At 74.0% G+C, this 13,595-nt stretch carries 15 protein-coding genes; 1 reads left to right on the plus strand and 14 read right to left on the minus strand.

The features are described from left to right. Nucleotides 1-6: 6 nt before the first annotated feature. The 5 genes from IEY99_RS13030 to IEY99_RS13050 all read right to left on the minus strand — a co-directional run bounded on the left by IEY99_RS13030 (nucleotide 7) and on the right by IEY99_RS13050 (nucleotide 4,380). Nucleotides 7-234 (minus strand): helix-turn-helix transcriptional regulator, encoded by a 228-nt coding sequence (locus IEY99_RS13030; protein ID WP_189202837.1) that lies wholly within the window; start codon nucleotides 232-234, stop codon nucleotides 7-9. Then, nucleotides 234-731 (minus strand): hypothetical protein, encoded by a 498-nt coding sequence (locus IEY99_RS13035; RefSeq protein ID WP_189202839.1) that lies wholly within the window; start codon nucleotides 729-731, stop codon nucleotides 234-236. The genes IEY99_RS13030 and IEY99_RS13035 overlap by 1 nt, the downstream gene beginning before the upstream one ends. A gap of 125 nt (nucleotides 732-856) precedes the next feature. Beyond that, nucleotides 857-2,104 (minus strand): FAD-dependent oxidoreductase, encoded by a 1,248-nt coding sequence (locus IEY99_RS13040; protein ID WP_189202841.1) that lies wholly within the window; start codon nucleotides 2,102-2,104, stop codon nucleotides 857-859. 11 nt (nucleotides 2,105-2,115) lie between these two features. Then, nucleotides 2,116-2,916, minus strand: coding sequence for a helix-turn-helix domain-containing protein (locus IEY99_RS13045; protein WP_189202842.1), 801 nt, complete (start codon nucleotides 2,914-2,916; stop codon nucleotides 2,116-2,118). Between the two features lie 642 nt (nucleotides 2,917-3,558). Next, complete coding sequence (locus IEY99_RS13050; RefSeq protein WP_189202844.1) at nucleotides 3,559-4,380, minus strand: methyltransferase domain-containing protein; 822 nt, start codon at nucleotides 4,378-4,380, stop codon at nucleotides 3,559-3,561. 156 nt (nucleotides 4,381-4,536) lie between these two features. Between IEY99_RS13050 and IEY99_RS13055 the strand changes: the two genes are divergently transcribed. Beyond that, nucleotides 4,537-5,556 (plus strand): Gfo/Idh/MocA family protein, encoded by a 1,020-nt coding sequence (locus tag IEY99_RS13055; protein ID WP_189202846.1) that lies wholly within the window; start codon nucleotides 4,537-4,539, stop codon nucleotides 5,554-5,556. Here IEY99_RS13055 and IEY99_RS13060 read toward each other — a convergent pair. The 9 genes from IEY99_RS13060 to IEY99_RS13100 form a co-directional block, all read right to left on the minus strand. Further along, the gene (locus IEY99_RS13060; protein WP_229798594.1) at nucleotides 5,553-6,437 is read right to left on the minus strand and encodes a serine hydrolase domain-containing protein; all 885 of its coding nucleotides are present in this window, start codon (nucleotides 6,435-6,437) and stop codon (nucleotides 5,553-5,555) included. The genes IEY99_RS13055 and IEY99_RS13060 overlap by 4 nt on opposite strands. A gap of 58 nt (nucleotides 6,438-6,495) precedes the next feature. Continuing rightward, nucleotides 6,496-7,497, minus strand: coding sequence for an amidohydrolase family protein (locus tag IEY99_RS13065; protein ID WP_229798595.1), 1,002 nt, complete (start codon nucleotides 7,495-7,497; stop codon nucleotides 6,496-6,498). Then, nucleotides 7,494-8,723 (minus strand): kynureninase, encoded by a 1,230-nt coding sequence (gene kynU, locus IEY99_RS13070; RefSeq protein ID WP_189202848.1) that lies wholly within the window; start codon nucleotides 8,721-8,723, stop codon nucleotides 7,494-7,496. Before kynU ends, IEY99_RS13065 begins: the two co-directional genes overlap by 4 nt. Further along, complete coding sequence (kynA, locus tag IEY99_RS13075) at nucleotides 8,720-9,577, minus strand: tryptophan 2,3-dioxygenase (protein WP_189202850.1); 858 nt, start codon at nucleotides 9,575-9,577, stop codon at nucleotides 8,720-8,722. The genes kynU and kynA overlap by 4 nt, the downstream gene beginning before the upstream one ends. 42 nt (nucleotides 9,578-9,619) lie before the next feature. Continuing rightward, nucleotides 9,620-10,069, minus strand: coding sequence for a YchJ family protein (locus IEY99_RS13080; protein ID WP_189202852.1), 450 nt, complete (start codon nucleotides 10,067-10,069; stop codon nucleotides 9,620-9,622). 32 nt (nucleotides 10,070-10,101) lie between these two features. After that, complete coding sequence (locus tag IEY99_RS34190; protein ID WP_189202854.1) at nucleotides 10,102-10,608, minus strand: methyl-accepting chemotaxis protein; 507 nt, start codon at nucleotides 10,606-10,608, stop codon at nucleotides 10,102-10,104. Between the two features lie 93 nt (nucleotides 10,609-10,701). Beyond that, the gene (locus tag IEY99_RS13090; RefSeq protein ID WP_189202856.1) at nucleotides 10,702-10,971 is read right to left on the minus strand and encodes a hypothetical protein; all 270 of its coding nucleotides are present in this window, start codon (nucleotides 10,969-10,971) and stop codon (nucleotides 10,702-10,704) included. Between the two features lie 3 nt (nucleotides 10,972-10,974). Next, complete coding sequence (locus IEY99_RS13095) at nucleotides 10,975-11,220, minus strand: hypothetical protein (protein WP_189202858.1); 246 nt, start codon at nucleotides 11,218-11,220, stop codon at nucleotides 10,975-10,977. A 170-nt stretch (nucleotides 11,221-11,390) separates the two neighbouring features. Further along, entirely contained in the window at nucleotides 11,391-13,544 is a 2,154-nt protein-coding gene (locus IEY99_RS13100; RefSeq protein WP_189202860.1) for a SulP family inorganic anion transporter, read from the minus strand. Nucleotides 13,545-13,595 lie beyond the last annotated feature (51 nt).

Raw genomic sequence — 13,595 nt, forward strand, 5'->3', positions numbered from 1 at the left:
CGCGCGTCAGTCGTGCGGTGCGTCGTACTGGAAGACGGCGTCGAGGGGTACGCCGAAGACCTGGGCGATCTGGAACGCCATCTCGAGCGAGGGCGAGTAGCGGCACTGCTCGATCGCGATGACCGTCTGCCTGGTGACGCCGAGGCGGCGGGCCAACTCGGCCTGTGTCATCTGGTCGGTGTCGGAGCGCAGCTGCCGGATGCGGTTGGTCACCCGGGTGGGTTTGGGGCTCATCAGAACCCTCGGCGGTACAGGCGGATCCTGGTGACGGTCTCCACGACCGCACTGACGGCGCCGAACAGGAACAGCAGGTTGCCGATCCAGAACGTGTCGGCGTCGAGCATCGCCAGGACGAGCGCCGCGCCGAAGCCGACGCTGATGACGGTCATCGAGGCGCCCCAGCCGATCCGGCCGATCTCCCGGTCCCGGACGTCGGAGGTCACCTCGCCACGTCCGGCCGGTACGCAGCTGCCGCGGCGGCCGGCCGCGGCGATGACCTCGCACGCGATGGTGAGCACGAGGGCCGCGGCGACGGAGAGTCCGATGGTCCACAGCATCGGGGCCACCCAGGAGATCTCCGGGACCGGCCGGGTCAACAGCCGGGGCACCACCAGTGCGAAGTAGGCGCCCGACGAGACGATCACGGTGACCAGCGTGGCCCAGACGGTGCGTTCCTGCGCGGTCATCGGGATCGGCCCGTCGTCGTCCGGGAGCGGCTCGTCAGCGGCCATGCCGTCCTCCAGTGTCAAAAATGTTTAACACAGCGACTGTATGGCGCCCCCGCCCGGTGAGTCAAACATTTTTTACATTGCCGGTCGCCGGGCCGGGATCCGTTGTCCGGCGCAAGGTGGACGCCTCACGCTGTGCGCACCGGCGCGCGCCAGGCCCGTGCCGCGCGGCGCAGCGTCGCGCCGGCGCCGGCCGCGCGCAGCACCGCCCTGCGGGCGCCCACGGCCAGCGGATGGCGCAGATGGAACAGCCGGACCATCTGTTCGGACTCCTCGACGGCGCCACGTCCGCGGGCGAACATCGACGGCTCGTACCGGGCCATGGCGGTCGCCGGGTCCGGCGCCGCGACCAGCGCGTCGACGAGGTCCCGGGCGTCGAGGAAGGCCGTGTTGCCGCCGAGGCCCCGCTGCGGCGGCATGGCGTGCGCGGCGTCTCCGAGAAGGGTGACCCGGCCGGACGGCCACAGCGGCGCCGTCCGGCGGGCCGGTATCCGGGAGCTGCGCAGCACCAGCGGCTCCATGAGCGCGTCCGCCGGGGTCTCCTCGACCAGCCGGCGCAGGTGCGGGTGCCAGCCCGGGTGGCGCATCGCCGAGACCGCCTCCCGCAGGAGCGCCTGCCGGCCCTCGTCGGTCGTGACGAGACGGCGCCAGTTGTCGTCACCCGGCTCGGTGCTCCTCGACAGTCCCCACAGGACGGTGGGGCTGCGGTCCTCCCGCTCGCAGAAGGAGGTGAAGAGCGCCCACCCGGCCGGGCCGAAGTACTGCACTCCGCCCGTACGGTTCAGCGGCAGCATCGCGTCCCAGGCGTCGGTGCGATCGACGCAGCCGCCGATGCTGCTGACGCCGGCCGGCGCCACCGTGGGGACGGCCGAGCCGGCCACGCCCCGCAGCAGCTCCCGCACGTCGGAGCCGACGCCGTCACAGCCGACCAGCAGGTCGGCCCGGGCGGTGCCACCGTCGGCGAACCGGACCTGCACCCCGGCGCCGTCGTCGGCCAGATCCACCAGGCGCCGTCCCCAGACGACGTCCAGGCCGGCCGCGAGGTGGCGGCGCAGTGCCGCCCGCGCGACCGTACGGGCGCCGGCGTCGCCGGTGAAGCGGAGCAGCCGGCGGCCGGACGCGTCGGCGAACGTGAAGTCGGCGCCGAGCCGGGCGACCTCCGCGTCGGCGAGGGCGGCGAACCGGTCCGGCGGCAGGAGCGCGGCGAGGGCGGCGTTGCCCGCGCCGTTGAGGGAGATGCGGTATCCCTGCGGCCGGGCGTCGGGGCCGGTGTCGCGCTCGTAGACGGTGACGGCGAAGCCGGCGCGGCGCAGGCCCTGGGCGAGGGCGAGGCCACCGAGGCCCGCACCGGCGATGATGATCGATGCGCTGTTCATGCCTGCAGAGGCTAGGGATCCCTCGGCGGTCCGGGCTTGAAGGAATCGGCCGGGATCCGCAGCCGGCTGGGTGCCGTGCCGACCAGGGCGCGCACCTCCCGGGTGAGGTGGGCGTGGTCGGCGAAGCCCAGCTCGGCCGCGAGCGTGGCGAGGTCGGCGCCGGGGTCCTCGACCAGCCGCCGCAGGACCGCCTGCACCCGGGTGATCCGCGCGAACAGCTTCGGGCTCAGCCCCACCCACTCGTCGAAGAGCCGTGCGAGGTTGCGCGGACTCGCCGCGGCCCGGCGCGCCACCGACGCGACCTCCACCGCGCCGCCGCGGTCCAGGATGGCACCGATCGCGGTGCTGACCCGGCCGTCGCGGCGGACGTCGCGCAGCCGGGCGGCGAGGAACGTGTCCAGCAGGGCGAGCCGCGCCGCGATCGAGCCGGCGGCGGCGAGCCGGCCGGTGAGCTCGGTGGCGACCGGGCCGACGAGATCGGCCAGCGGGGACCAGTCGGCGGACAGTGAGGCCACGCTGACGCCGAGCACGGGCAGCGCGGCGCCGGGCAGCAGGCTCGCCCCGATCAGCAGGGTGGGGCGGGTGTGGGTGTACGACTCCGGGCGCCGCATCGGCCCGGCCACCCAGGCGCGGGGCGGTTCCGCGAGGTCGAACGTGAGGTCCACCAGGCCGTCGGGCACGACCCGCGAGGTCGCCGGCAGCCGCCGTACCTCGCAGGTCCAGTAGGACGCCACGTGGTCGGCGAGGTCCGGGTCGGGCCGGTAGCGGCCGAGCGTGAGGCCGCCGTCCGGCAGGACCGAAACCCGCTCCACCGTCCACCTTCCCTCGCCGACCGCGACGACGGTAACAGCTCTTCCTCACCGCGAACGTCGTCGTCGCGCTCGCGTGGGACGATCCGGGCTTCAGCTGGGCCACCCACAACATCAGCGACCTGGGCAACGTGACCTGCGGCGTCTGGGACACCACCCGTCCCCGGTACGTGTGCTCGCCGTGGCACGACGCCACGAACGTGGCCTTCGGGCTGACCGCGGCGCTCCTCGCCGCGGGGCTGGTGGCGACCTGGCGTGACTGGGTCCGGGCCGGGCGGCCCGCCGGGGCCGGTGGCTGCTGCTGGCCGGGTCGGCCGGACTGGGCCTGGCGGGGGCGTTCCCGGCGGACCGCAACGAGAACGTGCACCTGCTGGCCGCGTTGCTGGTCTTCGGATGCGCGAACGCGGGGTTGCTGGCCGCCGGGTGCGCCCGCAGTGGCACGCTGCCGGGCCGTCTGCGAGGGGCCACGCTGATTCTCGGCGCCCTGGGCTGCGCCGGCAGCGTCCTGTTCCTCGCCCGACAGGGGCGCGGGGCTGGGCGTCGGCGGTACGGAGCGCGTCGCCGTCTTCCCGCTGCCGGCATGGGCCTGCTACGCCGGTTGCCACCGCTACCTGACGGCGCGCAGAGACCGCTCGGCCGGAAGCCTCACACGGTGCCCGCCGCGACCCAGATGGTGAGGACGGCGAGGAAGTCGCCGCGGTCGCCGGCCGTGGCGACCTGGCCGAGCCATTCGTCGCGCATGCCGGCCGGGGTCATCCAGTCCTCCTCCGGGACGTCGTGGTTGACCATCGGCAGCACCACCGCGGCCGAGGCCGGGTCCGGGAAGAAGCATGTCACCGGGGTGGCGGTCACGTCCCGCAGGCCGTGGTCGAGCAGGCGGCGGCGCAGGGTACGGCCCATGCCGAGCTGCCGGGACGGGCGCCGGGCGTGCATGTGCCCGATCACCGTGCCGGCCAGTGCCGGGTCCACGCCGTCGAAGGCCAGCGAGGTCCAGTCGGTGTCGAGCAGGCAGACGCGGCCGCCGGTGCGGGTCACCCGGGCCAGCTCGCCCACCGCGGCGTCCGCGTCCTCCACGTGCTGCAGGACGCGCTCGCACCAGACGCCGTCGAAGCTCTCGTCGTCGAAGTCGAGCGCGCAGACGTCTCCGGTGACGTACGAGATGTCGCCGGAGACGTGCCGGGCGCGGGCCGCCGCGAGGGTCGCCGCCGAATAGTCGAGCGCGACCACCTCGCCGTCGGGGGCCACGGCGGCGGCCAGTTCGCGGGACACGTCGCCGGCGCCGCATCCGGCGTCCAGGAGCCGCTGCCCGGGTTCCGGCCGCAGCGCCGTCCAGGCGGCGTGCCGCACTCGGCGGATCTCGGGATGGCGGGACATCGCCTCGAGCGCCGCCACGAGCATGGCGAGCATGTCGGGCGGCATGCGGTCGAGGTCCGCGAACGGGGTGCGGTCCAGCTGTGCGGGCTCCATGGCGCCCATACTTGCTCGGGAAATCACCGCCACGCGGGCGCTCGTCAACCATCTGACACCGTACGTTCACTTTTCGTGTTCGGCGGCTGCGGATCGGCGGCCCGCGCGTGCTTTCCATCACGGCTGACCTGCGCCTGGGTTTGTAGGATCCGCTCCATGACGGCGACACGGATCGGACTGGTCGGGTACGGCTCGGGCGGGCGCATCTTCCACGCACCGCTGCTCGCGTCGGCGGACGGCGTCGAGTTCGCGGGCGTCGTGACCCGCTCGGCCGAGCGGCGCGAGGAACTCGGCCGGGCCCACCCGGAGGTGCCGGCGTACGACTCCCTCGCCGACCTGGCCGCCGCCGGCGCCGAGGCCGTGACGATCTCCACCCCGGCCGCGACGCACGCGGCGCTGGCCCGCGAGGCGATCGGCCTCGGCCTCGCCGTGGTCGTCGACAAGCCGTTCGCGCTCGACGCGGCCACGGCCCGCGAGGTCACCACCCTGGCGGCCGACCGGGGGGTACCGCTCACCGTCTACCAGAACCGCCGCTACGACGCCGACCTGCTGACGGTGCGGCGGCTGATCGCCGACGGCGCCCTGGGCGAGGTCCGCCGCTTCGAGTCGCGGTTCGAGCGCTGGGCCCCGGAGCGCCAGCCGCCGGCCGCGGGCGGCGGCACCCTGCTGGACTTCGGCGCGCACCTCGTGGACCAGGCCCTGCTGCTCTTCGGCCCGGTCACCCGGGCGTACGCGGAGATGCGCGCCGACGGCGACCTGGACAGCGACGTCTTCGTGGCGCTGCACCACGCGGGCGGTGTCGAGTCGCACCTCTGGGGCAGCTGGCGGCAGGCGGCGCCCGGCCCCCGGTTCCGCGTCACCGGCACGACGGGCACCTACGTCGTCGACGGGATCGACGGCCAGGAGGCGCTGCTGAAGGCCGGCCGCTCCCCCGCCGCACTCGGCGAGCGCTGGGGCGTCGAGCCGGAGCACGCGTGGGGCCGCCTCTACCGCGGTGCCACCGGCGCCCCCGTCCGCAGCGAGCGCGGCCGCTGGGACAGCTTCTATCCGGCGTTCGCGGCCGCGGTCCGGGGCGAGGGCCCGCTGCCCGTCGACCCGTGGGACTCGGTGCGCGCCATGGAGGTGCTCGACGCGGCCCGCCGCAGCGCGGCCACCGGCGCGGCCGTGGCGCTCTAGAGGAGACTCCGCAGCAGGGCGCGAAGCGCCGGCGCGTCCATCGCCTCGCTGTTGCAGAGCACCACGATGCGCCGGTCCGACCGTGGCAGGCAGGCGGCGAAGGTCTGGTATCCGGCGTTGTGCCCGCTGTGCTGGAACCAGGGCTCGCCGTCGTAGCAGCCGACGAACCAGCCGTACCCGTAGCCGCGGGAGTGCTCGTCCGCCCGGCCGGTCGCCGCGCGTGCGGTGAGCATCAGCGTGCGCCAGGGCTCGCCCAGCACGTCGCCGGCGCAGAGCCGGCTCATCCAGCGGACCATGTCGCCGGTCGTGGACCAGACGTCCCCCGCACCCATGCCGACGACGTCGAGGTCCCACGACGGCACCGGCTCGCCGTGCCGGTCGTGCCCGGCCGCGAGGTCGGTGCGCCCGCCGGGCCCGCCGGCGAACGTGGCGGCCAGCCCGGCCGGCCCGAAGACCCGGTGCGCCAGGAACTGTGGGTACGCCATGTCGGCGACCCGCTCGACGACCTGCGCCGCCAGCACGTACGCCGGACTGCTGTACCGCCAGCCGGCACCGGGCGCGAACAGCGGCGGCACCGAGCGGAACATGCCGACCAGCTCCGCCTGCGTCACGCGTACGCCGAGGTCGATCATCGGATAGTGGTCCCAGTGCCCGATCCCGGAGGTGTGCGCGAGCAGCTGGTGCAGCGTGACGCCGGGCCACCCGGCGATCCACCGGTCCAGCGGGTCGTCCAGCCGCACCCGCCCGTCCTGGGCGAGCAGCAGCAGCGCCGCGGCGGTGAACTGCTTGCTGACCGAGGCGAGCTGGTACCGGATCGGCGAGTCGCCGCCGACGACGACGTCACCGCCGCGGTCGAGGCGCACCAGTCCTCCCTGTCTCACCCCGCCGACTCTAGGACCGTCGCCAGGGCCTCCGCGAGGGCTGTCGCCGGGCGGCCGGTCAGCCGCTCGATCGCGAGCGGAGCACGTGCCGGGGGTTGACCTCGGGACCGAGAACCCGCGCGGTCGCGAGCGAGTCCGCGAACCGGCTGGGCTCCAGGTCGAGGCCGCCGGGGATCCAGCTCAGCTCACCGGGGTCCGGCGAGGTCATCGCGGCGATGATGTCGGCGGGGCTCAGGCCGCACTCCTGCAGGGCACGGATCTCGCGGGGGTTGATCGCCGGGGGCAGCGGGCCGTTGCCCAGGTCCGTGCCGTAGCGCACTTTTCCTCCGTACCCGAGGAAACGCCGGAGGTTGGCGACGGCGGTGGTCCGCTGCGGGGTGGGGGTGCCGTAGCCGTGGATGTCGAGCGTGCTGATCCACGTCATCCGGCCCGCACACGCGCGGAGCAGGGCGTCGTCGAGCTCCTCGGTCCAGGGCGTGTGCGCGAGCAGGTCGGCGCTGGCCTCGTACGCGGCGGCGACCGTCCCCGCACCCTCGGCGTGCACGACCACCGGCAGCTTGCGGGCGTGCGCCGCCTCCACCACCGCGGCCAGCGTCGCCGGCGCCAGCATCGGGCCGCCCGCGTGCGCCGTCACCTTGACCAGGCTCGCCCCGCCGGCGTGGGCCTCGGCGACCGCCTCCGTCGCGTCGGCCGCCGAGCGCAGCGCCCGGCAGCTTCCCGGCGGCGCCCAGGCGCGGTCACTCGGATAGCCGCCGGGCGCAGTCAGGAACGGCCCGGCGAAGCGCATCCACGGATGGCGGCCCGCCAGCTCGGCCAGGCTTCCGGGCTCGCCGCCGAGGTCCCACACCCAGGCCAGCCCGCCCGCGCGCAGGGTCGCCAGGTCGACCAGCGCCGAGTGCACGTGCGCGTCGCCCAGCCCGGGCAGGACGGTGCCGGGCAGCCGCAGCCGCGGGTCCCCGGCCGGCACGTCGCCGGTCGCGGCGACGACGCCGTCGCGCAGCGCCGGCCCGGCGTGCAGCCGCCCGTCCCACCAGAGCGAATCCGCGAGGATCCAGGTCACGGCTGCTTCTCGAGCAGGTCCCGCAGCATGCCCAGCCCCCGGTGGACCTCGGCGAAGCCGGTGCTCAGCGGCGCCGGGCCGATCCGGAGCCCGTCGGGGCGCCGGTAGTCGGGGATGACCCCGCCCTCCCAGAGCGGCGCCAGCAGCGCCTCGAAGCCCGGGCGGCGCAGGGTCACGTGGCCGCCGCGGCGCTGCGGGTCGCGCGGGCTGACCACCTCGACGCCCAGCGGCGCCAGCCAGCGGTCGGCCAGCTCGATGACGTACTCGGTGAGCAGCAGCGACTTGCGGCGGACGGCGGCGATGCCGGCCTCGGCGAGCAGGTCGAGGTTCACCTCCAGCGGCAGCATGGCCAGGATCGGCGGGGTGCCGCTGAGCATCGCGCGGATGCCCGGCGCCGGCTCGTGCCCCGGTCCCATCTCGAACGAGGCCCGGTGGCCCATCCAGCCCCAGATCGGCTGCCGCAGCTCACCCTGCAGACCGCTGCGCACGTACGCGAAGGCCGGCGCCCCCGGACCGCCGTTGAGATATTTGTACGAGCAGCCGACGGCGAGGTCCACGCCCCACGCGTCCAGCTCGACCTCCACCGAGCCCGCCGAGTGGCACAGGTCCCACAGGGTCAGCGCACCGGCCGCGTGCGCGATCCGGTTGATCTCCGCGACGTCGGCCAGCCACCCCGAGCGGTACGCCACGTGGCTGAACAGCACCAGCGCGGTGTCCTCGCCCACCACCGCGGCGACCTGCTCGGGCGTGATCCCGGCCGCCGGGTCGGTCTCGATCCAGACCAGCTCGACGCCGCGCTCGGCGGCGACGGCCTCGCACACGTACCGGTCGGTGGGGAAGTTGTCGGTGTCGAGCACGATGGTGCGGCGTCCGGGGCGCGCGTCGACGGCGGCCCGCACGAGCTTGTAGAGCAGCACCGTCGTGGAGTCGGCGACGATGGTCTGGCCGGCGGCGGCGCCGAGCGCGAGCGCTCCCAGCCGGTCGCCGAGCCGCTGCGGCTGCTCGAGCCAGCCGTCGGTCCAGCCCCGGATCAGCCGGCCCGCCCACTCCTCCCGGATGAACTCGTTCATCCGCCGCTCGGTCGCGCGCAGCGGGCGGCCCAGCGAGTTGCCGTCCAGGTACGAGACCACGTCGAAGTCGTCCGGTGCCAGGAACCGGTCGCGCAGGGAGGCCAGCGAGTCGGCGGCGTCCAGTGCCTCGGCCCGCTGCAGAAGCTCGTCCGTCATGCCTGCACCACACCGATCTCCGTGCGGACCGCGTAGAGCTCCGGGAAGAAGGTCAGGTCCAGGGCCTTGCGCAGGAAGCCGACGCCGCTGGAGCCGCCGGTGCCGCGCTTGAAGCCGATGGTGCGCTCGACCGTCTTGAGGTGCCGGAAGCGCCAGAACTGGAAGTTCTCCTCCAGGTCGACGAGTTCCTCGCAGGCCTCGTACGCCTCCCAGTACCGCTCGGAGTTCTCGTAGATCGTCACGAAGACCTTGACCAGGTCGGGGTGGAACTCCCACGGCTCGGTCACGTCCCGCTCCAGCACCGCGGCGGGGACGTCGTGGCCGTGCCGGGCGAGGAAGCGCAGGAACTCGTCGTAGACGCTGGGCGTCTCCAGGGCCTCGGTGAGCATCGCGCGGGCACCCGGGTCGTCGTCGAAGACCGACAGCATCCCGCGGTTCTTGTTGCCGAGGGTGAACTCGACCGCCCGGTACTGGTACGACTGGAAGCCCGACGAGGTGCCGAGGAAGCTGCGGAACTCGGCGTACTCGCTGGGCGTCAGGGTGGCCAGCACGGACCACTGCTCGGTGAGGCAGCGCTGGATGTGCTTGACCCGGGCCAGGCCCTTGAGCGCGGGCCGCAGCTGGTCGGCGGCGAGCTGCCGCAGAACCGCGCGCAGCTCGTGCAGGACCAGCTTGAGCCACAGCTCCGAGGTCTGGTGCTGCAGGATGAAGAGCAGCTCGTCGTGGTGCTCCGGGACGCTGACCGGGTGCTGCGCCGACAGGATCCGGTCGAGATCCAGATATTTCCCGTACGAAAGGTTGACCTTGAAGTCGCGGACGATGCCCGGCTCCAACGGCCTCTGGTGCGACGACACGATGCCCTCCTCGAGTGATCCCTTGAAGGGAAACACACGAGGTCAGATGTTGGCGAGGGTCTGGTTGGTAAGGATCGGACCCCAGTACACCCACTGACCGTCGTGGCGCACGAACCGGCTCCGTTCATGCATGTCCCCCGGCTTGCCGCCGTCGCGGTAGTGGGCACGGAACTCCACCACGCCCTCGGCGTCGAAGAGGCCGCCGCCGCTCGCCTCCAGCACGTCGAGGCCGGTCCAGCGCAGCGCCGGGTCCGGCTCGACCGACTCCGGGCGGGTGTCCGGGTGCCAGGACCCCAGCACGTACGCGGCGTCGTCCAGCACGAAGGCGGCGTAGCGGGAGCGCATCAGGGCCTCCGCGGTGGCCGGCGCGTGGCCCTGGTGGGCGGGCCGGCAGCATTCGCCGTACGGCTGGCCGAGGCCGCAGGGGCAGGGCTCGGTCTGGGCGATTCCGGCCGGCGCCGCCGGGCGGCGCCGCTGTGCGCGTCGGGCCATGGCCCTATCCTTCCCCACCGCCGGAGCTTGCGTCAGCCACCCTGCTGTTCCGTCACGATCCCGCTGATGACCATCTGGCAGCGGTCGAGCTCCTCGATGAGCGCCTGCATCTCCTCGATGGCCGACACCGCGTTCTGCGTGTCCGCGCGGATGCCGCCGACCTGCCCGCCGATCTCGTTCGTCGCGGTGGCGGTCTCGTTCGCCAGGTCCTTGACCTCGCTGGCGACGACCGCGAAGCCGCGGCCCGCTTCGCCGGCCCGGGCCGCCTCGATGGTGGCGTTCAGGGCGAGCAGGTTGGTCTGCTTGGCGATCGTGGCGATGAGCTGGACGACCTTGCCGATCTCGGTGCTGCTCGCGTCCAGCCGCTGGATGACCGCCACGGCGGTCTGCGCCGCCTTCACCGCCGACCTCGTCGCCGTCGCCATGTCGCTGCTGACGTCCGCGAGCCGGTGCACCGAGTCACGGACGTCGGTGGTGTACCGGCCGGTTTCCTGCGGAGCCTCGGCGGACCACTCCTCGCCGGTCTCGTAGTCGCTCATCGCATCCCGCCTGTCGCTTGTCCCCGTACACCCAACATCGCATCCCGGCCGGGTGATCCGGGGCCGTTTCCCTCTATTCCGTGAGCGGTCTTCTCAGGTCGGGCGGTCGGCGCGCAGGGACGTCCCCGGCGTGCCCACCCGGCGCAGGCCGGCCACGAGCACGAAGATGCGCCGGCGGGCCACCGCCTGTCCCCGGCGGTCGAGCTGGTAGCCGTCGAGCCACACCCACCCGGAGTACGTGGGCCGGCCGTCGACGGCGATGATCCGGAACGCGAAGCCCGACCGGCCGGTGAACTGCACGCTGGCCGCCCGCCCGACGAGCACGACATCGCCGGGGTGCAGGGCGGCTGCGCCGTCAGTCATGGCTCATGGGCGCCGCGCCCAGGGTCGCCGCAGTCCCGCCTCCCGGACGAAGATGCGCCGGCGCATCACCGGTTGCCCGTAGCGGTCGAGCTGATAGCCGTCGAGCCACACCCAGCCGGCATAGGTGGGGCGCAGGTCCACGTCGAGCACGCGGAACGCGAAACCGGCGGCCCCGGCGAACTGCACGCTCGCCGTCCGGCCCACGAGCACGACGTCACCCGCGCGGGTCACCTGTTCCGCGGTCGCCATCTCTGTCACCTCCGGCCGGGCGACACCTTCGCCCGCACCCAGCCGTACGGAGTCGATGTCACTCCCGGCCGGGTGGGCCGGAGACTTTCGCGCACCGGCCCGGATCCACCTTGGGCCGTCCGGAGGCGGACCTCAATGCCTACCGCGGATATGGCACAAAGACCGCCGGTTCACCCGAGGCGTACGGGCCGCTTCACGCCGCCCTCCACGCGGTACATCCGGGCCTCCGCCAGGTCGAAGTAGAGCCCGGTCAGGGTCAGCCGGCCCGCCTCGACCGCCGCCCGGACGCTCGGGTAGCCCCGCAGATGCTCGAGCTGCTGCGCCACGTTGGCGGTGATGCGGTCCGTCTCGGACCCGCCGTCCAGGGCCGGGCCGGCGGCGGCCAGCCAGGCGCCCAGCGCGGAGGGACCGCCGGCGGCACCGCCCATCATGGCGCGCACGGCACCGCAGCCCGAGTGGCCGCAGACGGTGATGGTGCTGACGCCGAGGACGTCCACGGCGTACTCGACGGCGGCGCCGACCGACGCGTCGCCCGAGCCGTACGGCGGCACGATGTTGCCCACGTTGCGGACGCAGAAGAGGTCGCCCGGGCCGCTGCTGGTGATGAGGTTCGGCACGACCCGCGAGTCCGCGCACGTGATGAAGAGCTGCCCGGGCCGCTGCCCGTCGCGCGCGAGGCCGGCCAGGTGCGGACGGACCAGTGGGGCGACGCTGCGCTCGAACTCGGCGATGCCGGCCTGCATGGCGTCGCGGCGCTGCTCGTTCAGCGACACCCACTGTGGCCACGAGCCGAGCAGTCGCGACGCGCGGGCGGGCTGCGAGCGGGCGACGCCCAGCCGTCCGGCGGTGGCCCGCTGGAACCAGCTGTCGTGGATCTCCCGGACGTGCACCCGGCCGCCGGCGCGCTCGTACGCCTCGCGCCAGTCCCGGATGGTCTCGAAGGCGCCCTGGTCGAGATAGTCGAGGTGCAGCTCCAGTTCCACGAACTCCCCCGGCGGCAGGGCCGACAGCTCGCGCGCGACCCGGCCGGCGCCCACGAAGGCGAGCGTGCCGGTGATGGCCACCGTCCAGTGCCCGGCGACCGCGGAGGTCCGGGTGATCTCGCACCGGGCCAGCCGCACCAGCATGAGCAGCACGGCCGTGGCCATGCCCAGCGCGACGCCGGTCAGCAGGTCCGTGAAGACCACTCCGAGGGCGGTGACCAGGTACGTCGGCAGCTCCCGGTGCCGCACGTACGTCTTGATCTGGGCGAGGCTGACCAGCCGCAGCCCCACCACGACGAGTACGGCGGCCAGCGCGGCGAGCGGGATCTGCTCGAGCAGCGCGCCGAAGAGCAGCACGAAGACGGCGATCCAGAGCCCGTGCAGCACGGCGGACGCCCGCGTCCGGGCCCCGGCGGCGACGTTGGTGGAGCTGCGCACGATCACCCCGGTCACGGGCAGCCCGCCGAGCGCGCCGGACACGGTGTTGGCCGCGCCCTGGGCGAGCAGCTCCCGGTTGAGGTCGGCGCGCTCGCCGTCGTGCAGCCGGTCCACGGCCACCGCGGACAGCAACGACTCCACGCTGGCCACCAGGGCGACGGTGACGACCGCGACCGCGATGTCCGCCGCGGCGCCGTCCGGCCAGCGCGGCAGGATCAGCCCGCCGAGCGGGTCGGCGGGCAGGTCCACCCGCTGCACCGCGAGACCGCCCAAGGTGGCGACGGCCGTCGCCACGCTCACCGCGGCGAGCGCGGCGGGCAGCAGCGAGGTCTTCACGAAGCGCGGCCAGAGCAGCAGGATCACCATGGTCAGCACGCCGACCAGCACGGCGCCTCCGTGGTTGCCCACGATCTGCCGGGGCAGGTCCCGCAGGTTGTCCCAGGCGGCGCTCTGCGGGTCGCCGCCGAGCAGCACGTGCGCCTGGCTCAGCGCGATCACGACACCGATGCCGGCGAGCATGCCGTGCACCACCGCCGGGGAGAGCGCGAGCGCGGCCCGTCCGAGCCGGGACACGCCCAGCACCATCTGCACGACCCCCGCCATGGCGACGACCGCGGCGGTCCCGGCCCAGCCGAAGTCGGCCACGACACCGCCGACGATGACGGTCAGCCCGGCGGCGGGACCGCTGACCTGAAGCGGCGCGCCGCTCAGCGAGCCCGCCACGACGCCGCCGACGACCGCGGCGACGAGCCCGGCCAGCAGCGGCGCCCCGGAGGCGGCGGCGATGCCGAGCGACAGCGGAACGGCGATGAGGAAGACGACGATCGACGCCGGCAGGTCGTGGCGCACCACGGCACGCCAGCGGGAAGCTACGTCGACGTCGGCGGTGTCCGGCGTGGGCATGGCAATCCTTCCGACATTTCGGACACCATATCCACGCTGGGTAAACAGCGA

This window comes from Couchioplanes azureus (assembly GCF_014648355.1).
GTDB classification, from domain to species: domain Bacteria; phylum Actinomycetota; class Actinomycetes; order Mycobacteriales; family Micromonosporaceae; genus Actinoplanes; species Actinoplanes azureus.

What these genes read in the sequence shown, in the direction of transcription:
- IEY99_RS13030 (WP_189202837.1), bottom strand. Translation starts at nt 234, where the DNA reads ATGAGCCCCAAACCCACCCGGGTGACCAACCGCATCCGGCAGCTGCGC.
- IEY99_RS13035 (WP_189202839.1), bottom strand. Translation starts at nt 731, where the DNA reads ATGGCCGCTGACGAGCCGCTCCCGGACGACGACGGGCCGATCCCGATG.
- IEY99_RS13040 (WP_189202841.1), bottom strand. Translation starts at nt 2,104, where the DNA reads ATGAACAGCGCATCGATCATCATCGCCGGTGCGGGCCTCGGTGGCCTC.
- IEY99_RS13050 (WP_189202844.1), bottom strand. Translation starts at nt 4,380, where the DNA reads ATGGAGCCCGCACAGCTGGACCGCACCCCGTTCGCGGACCTCGACCGC.
- IEY99_RS13055 (WP_189202846.1), top strand. Translation starts at nt 4,537, where the DNA reads ATGACGGCGACACGGATCGGACTGGTCGGGTACGGCTCGGGCGGGCGC.
- kynU (WP_189202848.1), bottom strand. Translation starts at nt 8,723, where the DNA reads ATGACGGACGAGCTTCTGCAGCGGGCCGAGGCACTGGACGCCGCCGAC.
- IEY99_RS13080 (WP_189202852.1), bottom strand. Translation starts at nt 10,069, where the DNA reads ATGGCCCGACGCGCACAGCGGCGCCGCCCGGCGGCGCCGGCCGGAATC.
- IEY99_RS34190 (WP_189202854.1), bottom strand. Translation starts at nt 10,608, where the DNA reads ATGAGCGACTACGAGACCGGCGAGGAGTGGTCCGCCGAGGCTCCGCAG.
- IEY99_RS13090 (WP_189202856.1), bottom strand. Translation starts at nt 10,971, where the DNA reads ATGACTGACGGCGCAGCCGCCCTGCACCCCGGCGATGTCGTGCTCGTC.
- IEY99_RS13095 (WP_189202858.1), bottom strand. Translation starts at nt 11,220, where the DNA reads ATGGCGACCGCGGAACAGGTGACCCGCGCGGGTGACGTCGTGCTCGTG.
- IEY99_RS13100 (WP_189202860.1), bottom strand. Translation starts at nt 13,544, where the DNA reads ATGCCCACGCCGGACACCGCCGACGTCGACGTAGCTTCCCGCTGGCGT.